This window comes from Williamsia muralis, from assembly GCF_002735905.1.
GTDB lineage: Bacteria > Actinomycetota > Actinomycetes > Mycobacteriales > Mycobacteriaceae > Williamsia > Williamsia muralis_A.
The window spans coordinates 110224-124432 of sequence record NZ_PEBD01000010.1; the positions used below are offsets into that span (position 1 = coordinate 110224).

The following is a 14209-nucleotide window of genomic DNA, read 5'->3' on the forward strand; positions in this document are numbered from 1 at the left end:
GGCGATGTCCCGGGGCCGTGACGATGTTGCTGGTTGCTCGACTGCGAGACTCGGGCCCGCTAATGATAATGATTGTCATTAGGTCGTCCAGTGGGTAATGTCCTGAATGCACCGAAAGCCGGTCGCGTATGGAGGCCCGCGGCAGGACACCCTGCCGCGCTTGGACATTGGAGCATCGTGAAGGTCCGTGCATCACTCAAGTCGTTGAAGAACCAGCCCGGCTCGCAGGTTGTGCGCCGTCGCGGCAAGATCTATGTGATCAACAAGGGGAACCCGCGGTTCAAGGCCCGGCAGGGATAACTCGTCGGCGGCAGTTCGGCCGCGTCGGCCGGGGTGAGGACGGTGTCGAGCCGGTCGAAGAAGATTCGCTCCCACACTGTTTGGCCGAGACCCCCGCAATGACCCGGCAGGCCGCTCGACGCCGGGGAGTGGGCGCGTGCGAGCTACTGGGCGGTCGGGTTGTCCTCTGCTGAAGCGGGTCGTTGATCGGCGATTGCCCGAGTGCGCTTGATTGCGAAGACGATCAGGGCAATCGGGATGATCCAGTTCAGTAGGAGGTTGCCCGGGTGCGACCCCGCGAGGTCAGTAGAGGAGGTGAGGATGCCCGCAATGATGTGAGAGACGGCGATGGCAAGAATGACCTCGGCCCACATGAGGCTGATCTTCTTGTTCTTCTCACGGAAAAGTGGCGTATGCCAGAGGCTTTCATCCACACTTTGCCGCGCGTATTGCTCGGTGAAGGGGATGGTGAACGCCGAGACCGCCATGATGGCAGCCAAGACGAAGGTGGATCCACCGCGACCGAAATTCACCAGCGACTCGTCGACTTGGTCATCGCCGACGAGGCCGATCACGGCGATGATCCCGAAGGTCGCGACACCGGCGACGTCGAGGATCTTCCAGCCACTGCGCATGGTCTCGTACACGGTGAGTCCCAGTGCAATCACAAACGCGAGGATCGCGGCCAGCGCGACGTGGTCGGCGCCGGCGCGTTCGGCGACGACAGAGAAGATGATCCAGGGCGCAAAGCCCAGGAACATTGACTTGGCGTTCATGAGAGTCCTCGAAGTGATGTCGGATGTTGAGCAGATCTAACCTCGAAGTACGTTGCCACGCAATGCTTCCAGAGAAAGAAGTCTGCCAGAACCGACATCAGTTCGCGATTGTTCGACGGTATTAGAAGTAGTCGATCAGCAAGAGTTCAATTGCCGGAGATCCAAAAGTCACGTTTTTCAGACACCGTGACTGTTATTCTCCGCTTGTGAATTCAATGGGGGGACGGCGCCGAATCCCGGGTTCCGCGACTGCGGCTGTCGCGTTCCTGTCTGTACTGATACTCATGATCGCGAGCTGTGGCAGCGACGACGACGGCAACACCGCCTCGTCGTCTTCTCCTGTGACCGAAAACGTCTCTGGGACTGCGTCTCCGGATACGTCTGCGGTGGACGGTCAGTACAGCATCCCCGACTTCTACGAACCGCCGACTCCGCTTCCGGAGGGCGAGCACGGTGACATCATTCGCTCGATGGAGGTTCCGGCGCCGGAGGGTGCCCGAGCGTGGCGGGTGCTCTATCTATCCGAACTGCACGACGGAACTGCGGTTGCCGCATCGGGATTCGTCGTGGCGCCCACGGGCCCCGCGCCAGACGGGGGCCGCAAGGTTGTTGCCTGGGCACACGGAACCGAGGGCGGCGGGCGGAACTGCGCCCCTTCGTTGGCGGAGAAACCGGCGGTCGATCTTGTCGACTTCTTCACCTACACCAGTCCGTTCCAGCAGGATGTCGGCGTTCCGGCACTGACGGAGTTACTGGCTGCGGGATACGTGGTGGCGGCGACCGACTACCAAGGTCTGGGAACGCCGGGCGTGCAGCAGTACACCGTGCTCGATTCCGAGGCGAACAATGTGTGGGATTCGGTGAAGGCCGCCCAGCAGATCAAAGAGACGGGCGCCGGCGACGAGATGGTCGTCCTGGGCTGGTCGCAAGGCGGCGGTGCATCGGTGTGGATGGGCCAGAACGCCGAGTACGGTGCACCTCTCAAGTTGCTCGGCACGGCCGCCCTGGCGCCTGCTGCAGACAACGGACCCCAATTCGCTCGCCAGGTTCCGGCCGGCCCGTCGAACGCCACTTCGCCTGCACACGCGGTTGCTCTGCAGCTCAATGTGTTTCGTGGGTTGATGGCCGCCTACCCGGATCTCGAGGCGTCGGGTGTGGTCACCAAAGCGGGTGAGGAAGCACTGGTCGGTGCCGGTGTTCAGTGTGTCAATCACCTTGCCTACGTGATCAACTCGAATATCAACGAGCCCGGACAAACCCTTCTGCAACCCTCCGCGCCACCGGCGGATTGGCAGCAGCGGCTCAACGAGAACACGGCCGGATTTGCCGCCCCCACTGCGCCGGTTCTTGTCATGCAGGGCACCGCCGACACCGTCGTCAACCCGAACGGCACCACGCAATACATCGAACGGGCTTGTGGCTTCGGGAAGCCGGTTGAGTACACAATGTATGAAGGGGCCACCCACCAGACCATTCCGAAGGATGCCAAATCGGAATACGTCTCATGGATCGCAGACCGGTTCGCCGGTGTTCCGCCGCCATCGAACTGCGCACCCCCAGGGAGTCCGCAATCCGCGCCTGCTCCGATTCCCACCCCCAGCCCGCTGATCCCCGCCCCGACCACGAGTACTCCGGGGTCGTGACCACCGGCGCCGCAGGTCGCCAAGCTTGACCCGGTCAGGGTTCGGTCGAGTAGCGTTCGGCGTATGGCTCTCGATCACGGTGACCCCGGCGACGCTCCCTCTGTGCCACCTCCGCTGACGGACATCGCCGACAGCACGCGGCCGTCCGCGGCGGAGGAAGCGCGAACACTCGTCGCGTCCACGAACATCGGGACGCTGGCCAGCCTCACCGCAGACGGCGACCCGTGGGCATCGTTCATCACCTACGGTCTGCTCGACGGGTCGCCGGTCCTGTGTGTCTCGCACATGGCCGAACACGGACGCAATCTTGCGGGCAATCCCCGGGCCAGCATCGCGGTGGTGACACCCAACGCCGAGGCAGACCCGTTGGCCAGCGCCCGCATCACGCTGGCCGGTCATGTGGAGAAGCCGAGCGAGGCCGAGTACGCGGCAGCCCGTCAGGCGCACCTGGACGGGGTCCCCGCTGCGAAGTACTACGTCGACTACAGCGATTTCTCCCTCTGGGTGTTGCGCGTCGAGCGCGTGCGGTGGGTAGGTGGGTACGGCCGCATGGACTCGGCATCCGCCGAGGCCTATGCCGCCGCGTCTCCCGACCCGGTGATCCCCAAGGCGGCCGGCGCGATCGACCACCTCAACAACGACCACCGCGACTCCCTGCTCGCCATGGCCCAGACACTCGGTGGTTTCCCCGACACCACCGAGGTGACCTGCACCGGCGCCGACCGCTACGGACTCGATCTACGCGTCACCACGCCGCGAGGCGTGGCCTACACCCGTGCGGGGTACGCATCGCCGATCGACTCGGTCGACGAATTACGTTCGGCCACGGTGGAACTCGCACACCGCGCACGTGCTGCTCACTAGTTGACGAGCTGTGGATAGAGCGTCTCGATGCCGGCCGACAGGCCGGCCTTGACGTTCGCGCTGATCTCGTCGGCGATCACCTCGTAGTCGCCCGCCGCGAGCCCGTCGTAGGCGAGCCGGACGATGTCGGCGGGATCGTTCTTCTCCGCGTCCACCGCGGCGGTCATCGGTGTGTCGGTGTAGCCGAGGTGCAGCCCCATCACGTGCGTTCCCTGCGCCGCGAGTTCGATCCGGAACGAGTTGGTCGCCGACCAGAACGCGGCCTTGGACGCGCTGTAGTCCGCGGCGAGTCCGATCCAGCTCAGCACCGAGTGCACGTCGAGGAATGCTCCTCCACCGTTTGCGGCCAGAACCGGCCCGAATGTTCGCACCACCTGGATGGCGCCGAAGAAGTTGACCTCGAAGGTTGCGCGGATGGTCTCGATCGATGTGGTGCTCAGATTGTCGCCGCCCAGGATTCCGGCGTTGTTGATCACGATCGTGGTGTCGCTCGCGAGTTCGGCGGCAGCTCGGATGGAGCGGTCGTCGGTGACGTCGAGTGCGATGGGGACGATGCGGTTGTCGGGCCAGTCCCGCGGACTGCGGGCTGAGGCGTAGACCTTCGCGGCCCCGCGGTCGAGCGCCTGTTCCACGAACTCGCGGCCCAGGCCGCCGTTGGCTCCGGTCACCAGGACCACTGCGCCTTCGAAGTCGACGGACATGTTCGTACTCTTTTCTGCTGTCGGGATCTGGCTTTGGTAATCCAAAGCCAGGGGTGATGTGTTTTATTCCGCCAAAGGAGTGACGGACCCTCGTGCGAGGAAGGTTCAGTCCCCTCTTACCTTCGTGGACCACACTGGGATCGTGATCGTCAGTCCGTTGCGTCGCCTCGCGCGTCGAACCGCCGTGCGTCGTCGCGGCACCGGGCGCGCGCCGCGACGTTCGTTGCGCTGGCAGATAACCGTGCTGGCAGGGGCGGTTGTGGCGGTGGCCGCCGCGGTGATGGCCCTGGCCGCTTATCTGGTGGTCAGCGACGGGCTGAACGAACGCGTCGACGACAACTTGAAGTCGCGGGCTCTGTCGGTGACGACCTGGGTGAACCAGGGGATCGAGGTCGAGGACCAGGCATCTCTGGAGATGGTCGCGCAGACGATCCGGTACGGCGACAACGGCATCTTCTTCGGACTCGTGCTGCAGAACGGGCTGACCGTTCGCACCGGTCCCATTCCGATCGGGCCCGGTCAACGCGAAGTGATCGAGGGCAAGCGGGAATCGTCGCTGTCGAATGTCGACGGTCATCGCGTTCTCGCCCAGAGGCTCACCGATGGGGTCACGCTGGTCCTCTCCAAAGACCTGACCTCCACGCATGCAGTGCTGACCCGGCTCGCCTGGGTGTTCGGCATCATCGGCGGGTCCGGCGCCATCCTGGCCGGGGTGGCGGGCACAACGGTCGCGCAGGCAGGCCTACGGCCGGTCGACCGATTGATACGAGCATCTGAACGGGTTGCCCGAACCGATGATCTCCGCCCGATCCAGGTGGCCGGGAACGATGAACTGGCCGGGCTCGCCACCACGTTCAACACGATGCTGGCCGCGCTGTCGGATTCGCGTGATCGGCAGTCGCAGCTGATCGCCGACGCGGGCCACGAGCTCCGGACCCCGCTCACCTCGTTGCGGACAAACCTCGAGTTGCTGATCGCCGCGAGCAAGCCCGGTGCGTCGGCGATGTCCGAAGAAGACATGGCGGAACTGCGATCGGATGTGATCGATCAGATCGAGGAGTTCTCTGCGCTGGTCGCCGACCTGGTGGACGTGGCACGGCCGCCGTCGATGGGGCGTTCCTAGGGCGATCGCGGCAACTTAGGGCGCCCTAAAACTTTCGGCAGGGGAATCGCTCGGCAACCGAAGGTAGGATAGCCTAATCATGTGTTGAACTCTGGGCGGTCCGATCGGCTCACGATCGACACCGGCTCGCGGCTCCCGGTGTTCTTCGTGCCGCCCGTAGAGCCGGTGCGCAGCAAGCAGATCCGAGTCGATGCCGACACCACACCCAAAACGTTGGTCATCCGCACCATCTTCGGGGCCGGGAAGTACACACTGCCGGGCATGATCCTGATGGTCGGGCACTTCGTCGGTGAAGCGCTGGTGCCGGTGGTCATGGGATTGGCGATCGACCGCGCGGTGTCCACCGGCGATGTCGGGTCACTCATCGCCTGGGTTGTCGCACTGGCCGCTGTGTTCCTCCTGCTGTCGCACACCTGGCGGTTCGGTGAGCGTCTGACGATGTACGCGCACGGTCTGGTGGAGCACCAGTTCCGGATGCGGGTCACCGATCGTCTTCTCGACCCGCGGGGGATGGCCGGCCCGGCACGACTGCCGGGCGTCTCCCTCAACATCGCCACCTCCGACGTGATGCGATTGTCGAGCGCGGTGTTCATCGCCGTCTTCCCCATCGGGGAGCTCGCCGCGGTCATCGTGGCGGGCGCCGTCTTGCTGTTCATCTCTTGGCCGCTCGGACTGGCGATCCTTCTCGGGGCGCCGACCCTCCTGTGGATTCTCGACCTGGCGGGTGGACCGCTGCGGGCGCGGACCGAGCACGAACAAGAACTCGCCGGCGACGCAGCGGGCACGGCCGCAGATCTGGTCGCCGGATTGCGGATCGTCAAGGGACTGGGTGCCGAACCCGAGGCCGGCCGGCGATACCGGATGGCCAGCAGTCGGGCGCGCGTCGGTGCAATCCGCGCTGCCGGATCGCAGGGCACCTACATCGGCGTGATGCAGATGGTCTCCGCGTTGTTCGTTGTGGGAGTGGGAATCGCGGCAGGTCTGATGGCAGTGGAAGGGCAGATCAGCTTCGGCGAATTGATCACGGTCGTCGGACTCACCCAATTCGTGATGGGGCCGCTGAACGCACTGGGAACCAATTTCGGCGCCCTCTGGAACAGTGCGGTTCCCTGCGCCAAACGGGTCCTGTCGGTGTTGCAGGCGGAATCGGCGATCGAGTCCGGGTCCGTCCGGAACGCCGAAGGTCCGTTGTCCTTCCACGACATGACGGCCGGGCCGGTCGCCGGATTGACCCTCGAACTACCCCCGGCGGGACTGGTCGCAATTGTCTGCGGCCCTGAGGAAACCGAAGCACTCGTCGCCGTTCTCGCGCGCAAGAAGGCACCCGAGTCCGGCGTCGTGAGGCTCGGTGATGTGGACCTGTTCGACCTCGGCCACGACGTCGTACATCAGCTGGTGCGAGCAGTGCCGCACTCCGCGGATCTCTTCGAGGGCTCGGTGCTCGACAACATCGAGGCCGGAGTGGACGACGATGCCGCTGACCATGATTCCCGCGTCACCCGCGCGATCTTCGCGGCCGCCTGCGACGACGTCGTCGAGGTGTTGCCCGAGGGTCTCGACACCCCGGTGGGCGAGGCCGGCCGCATGCTCTCGGGCGGGCAACGCCAACGTGTGGGTCTGGCCCGTGCGCTGGCTGCGGAGTCGAAGGTACTGATCCTCAACGACCCCACCACGGCGGTGGATTCGGTCACCGAGGCCACCGTCGCGCGGCGGCTCCACCTCACCCGTGAGGGGCTGAGCACGGTGGTGTTCACCAACTCACCGGCGTTCCTCGAAGCGGCCGAACACGTGGTGATCATCTCCGGCGGGTCACTGGTCTACCAGGGTGATCTGGCCGGCGCGGGCCTGCTGCCCGCCGGATCGACCGGGGCCGGCCGATGAGCGCCACGACCGGGGGTGCCACACCTGAGGTCTCGACGGAGAAACTGGCGATTGCGAACTTTCGAGTCACGATGGGCTACCTGGGCGTCGAGGTGCGCAAACAGATCTGGCCCCTCGTGCTGCTCGCCGGAATCATGACGGCTGCAGCGGCACTGGGCCTCGTCACGCCGAGAGCTCTCGGGGAGATCGTCGACATCGCCGACGAAGGTGGCGCCACCGGCGAGATCTGGCGCCTGGCCGGAATCATGACCGCTTCCGCGGTGGGCGCCGCGGTGCTCGCCGGACTCGGGGTCCGGCTGTCCGCGAGGATCTTCGAGACGATTCTGGCTCATCTGCGAGAGACCATGCTGGCCGCCTCGCTACGGCTGCCGCTTGCGCGCGTGGAGGCCGCCGGCAGTGGTGACCTGGTGTCGAGGGCCACCGACGATGTCAGCACCGTGAGCCAGGCCATCGGATCGGTGGTACCCGCCCTTCTCACAGCGACTTTCACCATCGTCGTGACGTTTGTCGGTTTGGCGCTGCTGGATTGGCGTTTCCTGCTGGTTCTCGTGGTGGTCATGCCGGTTTATGTGAACGGTGTGCGGATGTTCGTGAAGAAGGCACCCGCGATGTTTGCCGCGGAACGTGCTGCCACCGCCGAGCGGGCTCATCACGTACTCGGCTCGATCCGCGGGTTGGACACCGTGCACGCATTCGAGTTGTCGCAGTCGCTGAACGGCCGCATCGAGCGTCATTCCTGGTCGGTGGTCCGCTGGTTCATGCGTGCGATCGTGCTGCAGAACCGACTCGGCGCGCGCATCAACCTGGGCGAGTTCGTCGGCATGACAACCATTTTGATCATCGGGTTCGTGCTGGTCGGGTCGGACTCGCTCACCGTCGGCGCAGTGACCGCAGCCATGCTCTATTTCCTGTTGTTGTTCGACCCGATCGGACGGGTCATGTTGCTGGTGAACGACCTGCAGTCCGGCGCAGCCGCTCTCGGTCGCATCGTGGGCGTGATCGAGGAGGCGGACCGCGCGGCGACCATTACGACGGCCGTCGACACCAAGCCGGCCCGGCCGGTGCTGGGGGCGCCGCTGGTCGAGATCCGCAACGTCAGTTATTCGTATTCGCCGGAGCACGAGGTGCTGCACGACATCTCGCTGTCGATCGCAGCGGGAGAGCACATCGCCGTGGTGGGGGCATCGGGCGCCGGGAAGACAACACTGGCCACCATCGTCGCCGGTATCCACAGGCCGTCGCAGGGACGTGTGTTGTTGGGCGGCAGGGACATCACGTCCATCGACCGCACCGAACTGGCGCGTTCGACAGCGCTGGTCACCCAAGAGGTGCACGTCTTCAGTGGCACGCTGGCCTCGGACCTTCGAATCGCCGCGCCGGACGCCGACGATGATCGGCTCTGGGCCGCACTGGATCTCGTCGATGCAGGTCCGTGGGTACGTGCGCTGCCCGATGGCATCGAGACGGTGGTCGGCGAGCAAGGGCACCACCTCACGCCGATGCAGTCGCAACAACTGGCCCTGGCCCGAATCGTTCTGCTCGACCCCGAGATGGCCATACTCGACGAGGCGACCGCGGACGCCGGCAGCGCAGGTGCGGGTGTCCTCGAGGCGTCGGCGGAAGCGGCCTTGCGTGGACGGTCGGCACTCATTGTGGCGCATCGCCTGAGCCAGGCGGCTCGCGCCGATCGCATCGTCTTCATGGAACGCGGACGGATCGTCGAAGTGGGTACACACGCCGAACTCGTCTCGCTCGGAGGTCGTTACGGCAAGCTCTGGCGGGCTTGGTCACGGGGCCGCACACAGAGCTGAGTCTGGCCCACGTCACATTTCGCACGCTTCCATAACTCGCCGGATAAGTATAGGCTTAGTTATAAGCGCGGCGGTACGGTGTGTCGCCCCATCGTCGGAGTCGATTGCGACTTCTCGCGCCTGACATGGCGGCAATGCCGTTGTCCCGGTGGCGTTTCGCCCCGACATCGCGAGTGAGGAGCTGCAGTTGAGTCAGCAAGATGTGTCCACGAGTTTGTCGGAGGAGCAGATCGTTGCCGACATCGCGGGAGCTCTCGGCATGGCTCCCTCCGAGGTCATGCACGACCTGGATCTCCTTGACGCCGGCCTTGATTCGATTCGGCTGATGTCGTTGGTGGAGAAGTGGCGCAGCGCGGGCTCGGCGCACGTCGACTTTCCCGTACTCGCCTCCGATCCGGTGGTCGGCAGGTGGATCGAGGTGTTGCTGTCGAGTGCAGACGACGCCGGCCAGGGCGTTGTCTCATGAAGATGTGCATGGCAACGGTGTCTCTCGGTGGCGGCCTGGAGGAGAAGATCGATGCGATTGCCGCCGCCGGGTTCGACGGTATCGAGTTGTTGGATGCCGACCTTCGAGAGTCGGCGATGTCCCCGGGCGAATGTGCTCGCCGCTGTGCGGACCTCGGATTGACCATCGACCTGTATCAGCCGTTCCGGCGAGCCGAAGGCGTGTCGCACGACGAGTTCGGTGCTGTGCAAGCTCGTTTTCGACGCGAGCTGGAGGTGATGCGGGAGATCGGTGCCGACTCCATTCTCGTGGTCTCCAACACCGATGATGACGCCGACAGCAGCCGTGACCTGTCGGTGGCGCAGCTGTCGGCGCTGGGCGACGTGGCCGCCGAACACGGCATGACGGTGATGTTCGAAGCTCTGGCGTGGGGTACCCACATCAGCCGGATCGCAGATGCGTGGGAAGTGCTGCAGCGCGCCGATCATCCGAACCTGACCCTGGTGGTCGACACGTTCCACCTGATCGCCCGGGGTGAGGACATCGGCATTTTGTCCGAACTCCCAGCCGGTTCGGTGGGATTTCTCCAACTGGCCGATGCGCCTCTGCTCTCCATGGACCTCATGCAATGGAGCCGTGGACATCGCTGTTTCCCCGGCGAGGGGCAGATGAATCTCCTTGCACCGATCGGCACCGTCCTGGCATCGGGGTATGACGGGCCCCTCTCGCTCGAGATCTTCAATCCTGGCTATCGCGAACGCGATACGCACGAGGTGGCCAGGGCCGGGGCAACAGCGCTCGGCGAGTTCATCGAAGAGCTGGGAACACAGGCGAACACCCCGTCTTCCACGTGGACAGTCGATGGCGTGCAACGCCTTTCGTCTCAGGTGGGTTCGCTGTGAGCGGGCTGCGACCATTGGAACTGGACGGGGTCGTACCGTATCCTGCCGACTTTGCCGCCCGGTACCGCGATGAGGGTTACTGGACCGATCAGACGCTGTCCGAGATGTTGTTCGAGACGATCGAACGGTCGCCCGATCAGTTCGCGATCATCGCCGGAGACACCCGGATGACCTATCGCGAGCTCGGGGAGCGGACGCTGGCGTTCGCGGCGGGTTTCGAAGCTCTCGGTGTCGGTCGTGGCGACCGTGTGGTGGTGCACCTGCCGAATGTGCCCGACTACCTGCCGATCCTGTTCTCTCTGTTCGAGCTGGGGGCGGTTCCCGTCCTTGCCCTTGCCGCGCTGCGCAGGCATGAGATCGAGTACTTCGTGGGGTTCACCGAGGCGGTCGCCTACGTCACCGTCGAATCCCACGCCGGCAACGACTTCGGGTCACTGGCGCGGGAGCTGAGACAGTCGTCGGCGGGCCGGCTCCACACCGTCGTCTTGTCCGAGGACGGTGCGGGTGATGATGTGGAGCAATTGCTTTCGCGCGGTCTGTTGGCGCACCGACGCAGATCCCTGCCGTCGGACGTCGCCTTCTTGCAGTTGTCGGGCGGTACCACCGGTCAGCCCAAGGTGATTCCCCACACCCATGAGGACTACCTGGCCTCCGTCCGGGCCAGTGCGGACATCGGCGGGATCACCGATGGCACCGTCCAGCTGGTGGTATTGCCGATGTGCCACAGCTTTGCGATGCGTTCGCCGGGGTTCCTCGGGGTGCTCTACAAAGGCGGCACCGTGGTGCCCGCCCCGAACGGAAGTCCCGACGTCACCTTCCCTCTGATCGAGCAGCACGGCGTGACCGACGTGTCCGTGGTGCCACCGCTCGCGCTCGTGTGGCTCAATTCGTCGCTCAAACACCGGTATGACCTGCGAACTCTGAAGGTTCTACGGGTGGGTGGGGCCAAGTTCAGCGCAGAGGCCGCCCGCCGGGTGCGTTCGGAGCTCGGTGCGACCGTGCAGCAGAGCTTCGGGATGGCCGAAGGGCTCACCACCTTCACCGGACTCGATGAGGACGAAGAGACGATCACCACCCGGCAAGGCCGCCCGACGCTGGAGGCCGATGAGGTGCTGGTGGTGGACGACGAGGGACATGAGGTGCCCCTCGGCGCCTCCGGTCATCTGCTGACGCGCGGACCGTCGACCATCCGCGGCTACTACCGTGCGCCCGAGCACAACGCCGCCAACTTCACCGTCGACGGGTTCTATCGAACGGGCGACATAGTCCGCGCGGACGAGCGCGGCTACCTCACGGTGGTGGGGCGGTCCAAGGACCAGATCAACCGGGGCGGAGAGAAGATCGCACCCGAGGAGGTCGAAAACGTCCTTCTGACATCGGAATCGGTTCACGATGTGTCGGTGGTCGGAGTGCCCGACGAGCTGCTGGGGGAGCGCACCAAAGCGTTTGTCATCCCACGGGAGGGAAGTGACAGGTCGACGCTGTCACTCCCGGCCATCAGGAGATTCCTCACCGACAAAGGTCTTGCCGCGTACAAGATCCCGGACATCGTGGAACTGGTCGACGAGTTCGAGCGAACCGCGGTGGGCAAGGTCAGCAAACGCCACCAACGTGCACGCTGACTTCTCCTTCTACTTAAGTTAGCCTATACTTACCAGCGTGAGATGTGAGGTCGTGTTCCCAATGATCGTTCGAGTTGTCGGTTCCGCTGGGAGTCCGGCAGGAGGAGTCGCGTCATGACCACCGATGAGAGTGCTCCGTTCGATGTGGTGGGCGTCGGTTTCGGACCGGCGAACCTCGCGCTGGCGATCGCGATCGAGGAGTACAACGACCGGGCCCGTCCGGCAGACCGCCTGACGGCGAAGTTCGTGGAGAAACAGCAGCGGTTCGGCTGGCACCGGGGCATGTTGATCCCCGGCACCACGATGCAGATCTCGTTCCTCAAAGACCTTGCCACCCAACGGGACGTCTGCAGTCCCTACTCATTCCTGAAGTACCTGTCCGAGCGTGGCAGGTTGACGGACTTCATCAACCAGCAGAGCTTCTTTCCCACCCGGCTCGAGTTCCACGACTACCTCGAGTGGGCGGCCGCCAAGGTGTCGCTGCCCATCGCCTACGGGACCGAGGTCAGCTCGGTGAACTGGACCGGCGACGTGTTCGAGGTCCAGGTGCCTGGTTCGGTTCCGGTGCGCGGGCACAATGTGGTTCTCGCCGGCGGCCTGCGTTCCAAGGTGCCCGCGGGGGTCACGCAGAGCGCGCGGGTGTTCCACAACCACCGCTTGCTCGAGCACCTCCGGGAACTGCCGCGCATGCGCCATCAGAGACTGATCGTGGTGGGTGCCGGACAGAGTGCTGCAGAGGTGGCCGCCTATCTGCACGAGACGTACCCGGAGTCCGAGATCCATGCGGTCTTCGGCAAATACGGGTACACACCTGCCGACGACAGTCCCTACGCCAACCGGATCTTCGATCCGGACGCTGTTGTCGACTTCCATCAGTCGTCCGACGAACTCCGCGCGCAGCTGCTCAGCTATCACCGCGGGACCAACTATTCGGCAGTGGATCCACCGCTGATCGAGGAGCTGTACCGCCGCGAGTACGGGGAGCGGGTGTCAGGGCGCCGGAGGTTGTTCGTACGTGGTGCGTCGGAGGTCAGCTCGCTGGTCGAGACGGATGACGGGGTCGCCGTGCAGATCCGCCATCGACCGTCGCAGAGCGTCGACGAGTTCAATTGCGACGCAGTCATCTTCGCGACCGGTTTCGAACCGGTCAGTCTCGCCGAGCTGCTCGGCCCGCTGGCAGCGGACTGCGATGTGGACGACAAAGGCCGCCCTATCGTGGACCGTCAATACCGGGTGACCACCGGTGGACGCATCAAGGGCGGGATCTACCTGCAAGGCAACACCGAGCACACCCACGGCCTCACGTCCACCCTGTTGTCGAACCTGGCAGTGCGTTCGGGGGAGCTGGTGGACTCGATCGTCGCCTCGGTCAGGCGAACCGAGGCTGAGCCCACCGTCCACATCACTTCTGAATCGAGCGAGCAGAGAGAAGGCGACTTTGTCTACCAACCCCTTTGATGATGACGAAGGCACGTTCTATGTGCTCGTCAACGAAGAAGAACAGTACTCACTGTGGCCGACGTTCGCGGAGGTACCGCAGGGCTGGCGGATCGTCCACGGAGCGGACGGCCACGCCGGCCGGCAGGAATGCCTCGACTACGTCGACGAGCATTGGACGGACATGCGGCCGAAGAGCCTGCGTGACGCCATGGAAGCGGACGCCGCGAATTCGGATGCCACGGATTCGCGGGCGCGCCACAGCGCTTCTCACTGAACAACTCACAGCTTCTGACGAACCGAGGACAGAAACATGCTCCGTACCCTGGTGAACGGTAAGATCCACCGCGCCACAGTCACTCAGGCCGACCTGCATTACGTCGGCTCCATCACGGTCGACGAGACCTTGATGAATGCCGCCGACCTCGTGGAAGGCGAAAAGGTTCAGGTCGTCGACGTCACGAACGGCGCGAGACTGGAGACCTACGTGATCACCGGCGCCGCCGGTTCAGGGGTCATCTGCATCAACGGGGCAGCGGCTCATCTGGTGAGCCCGGGTGACCTGGTGATCATCATGTCGTTCCTGCAACTCGACGAGGCCGAGGTCATCGTGCACGAACCCAAGGTCGTCCACGTCGACTCGGACAATGCGATCGTGGCACTGGGAAATGATCCGGCGCAACCGGTTCCGGGCGCGACCGATCAACTGTCGAGTCGCTAGACAC

14 protein-coding genes are annotated in these 14209 nt (G+C 64.5%); 12 read left to right on the forward strand and 2 right to left on the reverse strand.

What is annotated here, in order from left to right; all coding sequences use genetic code 11:
- Positions 1-177: 177 nt before the first annotated feature.
- The gene (gene ykgO, locus CSW57_RS14400) at positions 178-300 is read left to right on the forward strand and encodes a type B 50S ribosomal protein L36 (protein WP_023960188.1); all 123 of its coding nucleotides are present in this window, start codon (positions 178-180) and stop codon (positions 298-300) included.
- Positions 301-443: 143 nt separating this feature from the next.
- Here ykgO and CSW57_RS14405 read toward each other — a convergent pair whose 3' ends face one another.
- A complete protein-coding gene (locus CSW57_RS14405) occupies positions 444-1055 on the reverse strand; it encodes a hypothetical protein (protein WP_099383472.1) in 612 nt (203 codons plus the stop codon).
- A 284-nt stretch (positions 1056-1339) separates the two neighbouring features.
- On the opposite strand from CSW57_RS14405, the gene CSW57_RS14410 reads away from it, so the two are divergent.
- Both CSW57_RS14410 and CSW57_RS14415 read left to right on the forward strand, forming a co-directional pair.
- Positions 1340-2698: a lipase family protein gene (locus CSW57_RS14410; RefSeq protein WP_189339275.1), complete on the forward strand. Its 1359-nt coding sequence runs from the start codon at positions 1340-1342 to the stop codon at positions 2696-2698.
- 63 nt (positions 2699-2761) lie between these two features.
- Positions 2762-3562 carry a HugZ family pyridoxamine 5'-phosphate oxidase gene (locus CSW57_RS14415; protein ID WP_099383474.1) on the forward strand — a complete coding sequence of 267 codons (801 nt, stop codon included), beginning with the start codon at positions 2762-2764 and terminating at the stop codon, positions 3560-3562.
- On the opposite strand, the gene CSW57_RS14420 is transcribed toward CSW57_RS14415, so the two are convergent.
- Positions 3559-4263 (reverse strand): SDR family oxidoreductase, encoded by a 705-nt coding sequence (locus tag CSW57_RS14420; RefSeq protein ID WP_099383475.1) that lies wholly within the window; start codon positions 4261-4263, stop codon positions 3559-3561. The two genes, CSW57_RS14415 and CSW57_RS14420, sit on opposite strands and share 4 nt — an antisense overlap.
- Positions 4264-4405: 142 nt before the next feature.
- Between CSW57_RS14420 and CSW57_RS14425 the strand changes: the two genes are divergently transcribed.
- From CSW57_RS14425 to panD, 9 genes are all read left to right on the forward strand, one after another.
- Positions 4406-5386, forward strand: a complete 981-nt coding sequence (locus CSW57_RS14425; RefSeq protein ID WP_143696542.1) for a histidine kinase dimerization/phospho-acceptor domain-containing protein — start codon at positions 4406-4408, stop codon at positions 5384-5386.
- A gap of 81 nt (positions 5387-5467) precedes the next feature.
- Positions 5468-7267, forward strand: a complete 1800-nt coding sequence (locus tag CSW57_RS14430) for an ABC transporter ATP-binding protein (RefSeq protein WP_223249266.1) — start codon at positions 5468-5470, stop codon at positions 7265-7267.
- The gene (locus CSW57_RS14435) at positions 7264-9078 is read left to right on the forward strand and encodes an ABC transporter ATP-binding protein (protein ID WP_099383477.1); all 1815 of its coding nucleotides are present in this window, start codon (positions 7264-7266) and stop codon (positions 9076-9078) included. The genes CSW57_RS14430 and CSW57_RS14435 overlap by 4 nt, the downstream gene beginning before the upstream one ends.
- 187 nt (positions 9079-9265) lie before the next feature.
- A complete protein-coding gene (locus CSW57_RS14440) occupies positions 9266-9544 on the forward strand; it encodes a phosphopantetheine-binding protein (RefSeq protein WP_223249267.1) in 279 nt (92 codons plus the stop codon).
- An 8-nt stretch (positions 9545-9552) separates the two neighbouring features.
- Positions 9553-10425, forward strand: a complete 873-nt coding sequence (locus CSW57_RS14445) for a sugar phosphate isomerase/epimerase family protein (protein ID WP_223249268.1) — start codon at positions 9553-9555, stop codon at positions 10423-10425.
- Complete coding sequence (locus tag CSW57_RS14450; protein ID WP_099383479.1) at positions 10422-12047, forward strand: (2,3-dihydroxybenzoyl)adenylate synthase; 1626 nt, start codon at positions 10422-10424, stop codon at positions 12045-12047. Before CSW57_RS14445 ends, CSW57_RS14450 begins: the two co-directional genes overlap by 4 nt.
- Positions 12048-12161: 114 nt before the next feature.
- The gene (locus CSW57_RS14455) at positions 12162-13505 is read left to right on the forward strand and encodes a lysine N(6)-hydroxylase/L-ornithine N(5)-oxygenase family protein (RefSeq protein ID WP_099383480.1); all 1344 of its coding nucleotides are present in this window, start codon (positions 12162-12164) and stop codon (positions 13503-13505) included.
- Entirely contained in the window at positions 13486-13761 is a 276-nt protein-coding gene (locus CSW57_RS14460) for an MbtH family protein (protein WP_099383481.1), read from the forward strand. The genes CSW57_RS14455 and CSW57_RS14460 overlap by 20 nt, the downstream gene beginning before the upstream one ends.
- Positions 13762-13797: 36 nt before the next feature.
- Positions 13798-14205 (forward strand): aspartate 1-decarboxylase, encoded by a 408-nt coding sequence (gene panD, locus CSW57_RS14465; protein ID WP_099383482.1) that lies wholly within the window; start codon positions 13798-13800, stop codon positions 14203-14205.
- Positions 14206-14209: the final 4 nt, after the last annotated feature.